Raw genomic sequence first — 4,583 nt, 5'->3', positions numbered from 1 at the left:
CATGTATTGCTGCCTAGATTTTAAAACCCAACAAACACTCCAAATTATCCTAACATTAATACTGTAAATGCCATTTCAGTACAATGTGTTTTACTGTCTTTGTGGTTGCCGCATATTTTTTGTCTCATCATTTTCTTTGTTTATAGGAACAAAATACCTCTCATTTTTTAATTTTTTGTGTAATAACGCTCATAATAGTTGAAAAGAGTTTATATTTAGGAGACTTAATACTTTACAATTAATAATTTATAAAAGACTCTTTTTTAGAGGTCTTTTTTTTGTTTATTAATATAATTATTAAGTCTCCTAAACTCATAAAACTACTTTTTTAACTATTATTGAGCGTTATTTACGCAAAAAAAGAGTAAAAAAGAAGGGAATATTTTTTGTTCCCTATAAAACTAAAAGAAAATGATAAAGGAGACAAAAAAATATGCAACAACCACAAAAAGACAATAAAAATTTTATTGTACTTACAATAGCATTTACAGTATTAATGTTAGGATTAATTTTAGGTGTTTGTTGGGTTTTAAAATCTAAACAAGGACCTACAAAAGAAGAAACATTTAAACCGCCCACACAAACTTACAAACCTGATTATAGTAATAACGAAGGAACTTATACAGGAAGTCAAGTCAATCCAAATCCTTACTTGCCTTCTCAAACATTTACAACCACATCACAACCACAAACAACAAACTCTCAACCAACTCAAACCCAAACTCCACAAGAAAACTAATCAAAAACAATATAAATCCAATGGCACAAAAGCTGATTATTGTACCTACGAATACAACTCCAAAGGACAACCAACCAAAAAACAAAAATTATGATTTCGATGACACAAAAGATAATTAGCATCACCTACGAATACAACTACCAATGATTATTTTTCATAATTGAAGGCATTTCATAATAACCTCTTATAAATAAGAGGTTATTTCTTTAATAATATTAATCATATATATAATAAAAACAAGTTAGAAGAATTAACTTGTTTTTATTACCTATCTTAATTTAATTTTATATAACGTTTTTCTTTAGGTTTAACTTCTTTTTTAGGAACACTTAATTTTAATAAACCTTGTTCCAAAGAACCTTTAATTTCTTCTAAAAAAGAAAATCATCACCTAAATAAAAACTACGTCTCAAATCTTAGATATTTCTTTACGGCACGTATAAAATTAGCTTCTTTAATTTGATTTTTGTTAGAATTTTTAGCCTCAACTACTAAATAGCCTTTAACTTCCAAAGCAACTTTAACATCTTCTTTTTTAAAACCTTTAATTCACAATAGTAATAAGTGTATTGATTTATCTTGTTCTTGAATATCAGTTTTCATAATATTGTTGTTGTTAGTTAAAGAATTTGTTTTAAAATCTTCAAATAAATTTTCTAATAAATCTTTGATTTTGATTAATTAAACTAAATAGCATTTTTATCACTCCTTTTTCTTCTTTCTAACTTAAAAAATGAAAAACGATTTTCTATAATTTGTTCATTTGAACTTAAAGCGATTTTAGATGAAAATATAAATCTTTACTGTCTTTTTTGATAATATCTTATATTTATTTTATTTTTTTTATTTATAAAACATTTAATCCTTTAAGCTCAATTTTATTTTAACAAAAATTTTTGGCACTGTCAATACATTATTGCTATTTTTTTTACAAACTAATAAATAAATTTTAGGGTAAAATAATAATGAAGGGTGTTTTACATTTGAAATAAATCCCAAAAGAAAAAAATACTTTTATTTATATTTTATTTAACATCGCTCATAATTAGAAAAGAGCTTTATGAAAAGAATTAATTTTATCGTAAATTTATCTTATTTTTTAACATATCTATTCTTTTTGGCTAAGTTTTATTCAATTACAAAATTACTCTTATACTAGTCAATTTATGAATAATTCCTTATATTTTGATAAACTACATAGAAAATAGCCAAACTAAAACTATTAAACAAACTATTAAAGATTTGGAACAAGAAAAAGACATTTTAAAAGAAAACATTAAAAAAGATATTAAGGAAGAACAAATTAAAAATACTAATCAAATACAAACCAACAAAGACCAAATTTGGGAAATACATACAAATGATAAAGCTTGCTTTGGGAATTATTTTTTATGCCGAAGTCTGCTGCACGAAAATGGCAGCAGAACAGAGTAGCTGTCTTCGTCGTTGGATTTCGGGCAACTGGAGCGATCCCGGCTCGCGTGGTTTGCTCCGAGGAGTAGAAGAATACTCCCTCTAGAGGGGAGACACGCCCGGGGCTCTCCGATCCCTCTCCACGCACGGTGCTAGCCGCCGGAAGATGGTTCACGGTCACAGGTTGCTGCAGCAAAACAGAATTGCTGCAGCAGGGATTTGAGCACTCTAATGGAGAAGGAAGAGGCTCCTAAAACTCTCCCTCACACCCTCCCAAATCCAGCTCTACAAATACTCAATCAGGTGATCTCACAACCCCTCAAAAATTTCCTTGAAAATTTTCTTTTCTCGGTGAATAAAAAAAAAAACCACTAAACAGGGAACGCTGCAGTGTTGTTTATATAGGACAGCAGAGGGGGAAACGGGAGGTTTGGAGGCCAAGAGGCTTCGGCAGCTTAATTCCCATTAACATCCATTAATCAACCATTAAACCCATTAACCAAGGATTAATGTAATGGGTTGGGAAAAGGAAGAGACGGGACGTTTGGAGTTCTCATCCAGCGAAAGGAATTCCAGCGTTTTGGTCTTTGGGTCTCTTCATTTCAACCATTGAATCACCGTGTAAAACGGTCATGAGGAGAAAATGCACCGGTTCAAAACCGGTCCAAGCCAAAACATTATACCTTGGTTCAATCCCATTAAACCAAGCCAATTAAATGGTCCAATCCCATTTAAACCAAGTTGGTTCAAACCTTTTGAATTTTGGTTCAATTGGTTCGCAACCAATTGGAGGCCGAAACGAACTCCGAATCAGTTCAAAACTGATTCAGAAAAATCCTGGCGCAGTGCTGGTCAACCCGGAACAATTTTTGGTTGACACAGACAAGGGCAAGATGGGGAAAAAGAGTGCTCAAAAATACTACTATGACCATAAACCGAGACGATTCCCAATCATAATCGGTATCCGGATCAGAGAGTTATCCTCTATGGCGTATGACCTCATAGGTTCGAACCTAAACGGTAGCACTGGAATAATTCTAGTACCAGCACAGGAAACCATCTAGCAATGGGTCCCGGCGTCCGGATAGGTCGAAGATGCGGAGCAAACTATCGAACCTCTGGCATATGGTTACCGTATAATTCATCCCTTTGACCTCTAATGCTCAGGATGACTGAGATTGGGCTGCCAACCCAGACTGAGTCAGTCGACTAACGTGTCTCAACCTCGCAAGCCCAGTGACTCTTCACTGCATACCCCGGCCGAGGATTTGCTAAATTGAGATACTGCGAGACATTCAATCCAAACTGTTTGGACAGGTCAATTCCATCTTGGTCCATCACTGCTCCACAAGTACTTGCCTGTACCCTTAAAAACCTTCCATCACCTGACTACCCTCCGGTAGTCCTATTCAAAGCAATGTGTGGGAGTTGTCATAGTTTCACTCTGATGACCTCAAAGTCGGAGGACACATATACCCATATCCAATCGTGAGTATCCCTTTGACAGAAAGGGACTGCACGGAGTCACGTTCAATGAGATATCACATATATCCCACTTGCAGATCACATCAGTGTCACCACACTCATTTGGTCAAGAGGACAACCAAACGATGTGAACTACAACAACCTATACTTGATATATTGCCATCCAGTACAATATATCCTTTGGTTATGAACCGGGTTTAAGGACCACTCGACATTCCCTTCTCTCAGACGAAGTCATAGTTCCTAAGGACTTCATCACATAGAAAGAGTTCATTTCAGGGAAAATTCAATATGTGATGAGCTGCCAAAAATAATATTTTATTAATTCAATAAAAAATACAATACTTAGCTCAACCGCCTACAACCCAGGCGATTGGCTTTGGGACACAATTCCCAACAGCGGGTGCAGGAATTAAAGTGCAAGTAGGAAAAAGGAGTTAATCACACACAAATACCAATATTTATAGTGGTTCGGTGTTCTCCAAACACCTACATCCACTTCCCAAGCTTCCCTTGGAAATTTCCACTATAATCTCTTCAAAGATTATAGCCTACTTTGTTTTTCAAGCTCACAAGTCAAAACCTAAGTTGGTTTTGTCACCTAGGCTCACCAACAACCTTACACTTGTTTTATCTTTGGGCTCACAAGTCAATCCTAGTTGGTTTTCGCTCACCAACAACCTTACAACCTACTTTCAAGAACCTTGAAAGCTAGGTCAAACAAAAGTAAATTCAGAATACAAGAATTTAAACACAAACAAACTCTCTTCTTAGAGTGGATGAGGAATCTTTGAAGCTCTTAATGATTGCTTGATGTGACTTGACTCGGAATCTTCTCAAGAACACTTTTGGAAAGATGAAATGAAAGGAATGTAGACTTTTTCAAGAGAATATCTTCTTTTTTAGCTTTTGGAAGTGGAGTTCTTGAAGAAGGGCTTTAACTCTT

General features: G+C 34.5%; 4 protein-coding genes. 3 read left to right on the top strand and 1 reads right to left on the bottom strand.

Annotated elements, in window-relative coordinates; translation table 11 throughout:
- The first annotated feature begins 433 nt into the window (after positions 1 to 433).
- Positions 434 to 739 (top strand): hypothetical protein, encoded by a 306-nt coding sequence (locus ACEW7V_RS00260; protein WP_374695503.1) that lies wholly within the window; start codon positions 434 to 436, stop codon positions 737 to 739.
- Between the two features lie 273 nt (positions 740 to 1,012).
- On the opposite strand, the gene ACEW7V_RS00255 is transcribed toward ACEW7V_RS00260, so the two are convergent.
- The gene (locus ACEW7V_RS00255; RefSeq protein WP_374695701.1) at positions 1,013 to 1,093 is read right to left on the bottom strand and encodes a hypothetical protein; all 81 of its coding nucleotides are present in this window, start codon (positions 1,091 to 1,093) and stop codon (positions 1,013 to 1,015) included.
- An 831-nt stretch (positions 1,094 to 1,924) separates the two neighbouring features.
- Between ACEW7V_RS00255 and ACEW7V_RS00250 the strand changes: the two genes are divergently transcribed.
- Both ACEW7V_RS00250 and ACEW7V_RS00245 read left to right on the top strand, forming a co-directional pair.
- A complete protein-coding gene (locus ACEW7V_RS00250; protein ID WP_374695502.1) occupies positions 1,925 to 2,173 on the top strand; it encodes a hypothetical protein in 249 nt (82 codons plus the stop codon).
- Between the two features lie 734 nt (positions 2,174 to 2,907).
- Positions 2,908 to 3,216, top strand: coding sequence for a hypothetical protein (locus ACEW7V_RS00245; RefSeq protein WP_374695501.1), 309 nt, complete (start codon positions 2,908 to 2,910; stop codon positions 3,214 to 3,216).
- Positions 3,217 to 4,583: the final 1,367 nt, after the last annotated feature.

The sequence above is a fragment of the Areca yellow leaf disease phytoplasma genome (assembly GCF_041920595.1).
The sequence above is the reverse complement of the archived record's forward strand: the minus strand, read 5'-3'. Positions and strand labels throughout refer to the sequence as shown.

Excerpts from the sequence above, each read along its gene's own strand:
- ACEW7V_RS00260 (WP_374695503.1), top strand. The coding sequence starts at position 434 with ATGCAACAACCACAAAAAGACAATAAAAATTTTATTGTACTTACAATA.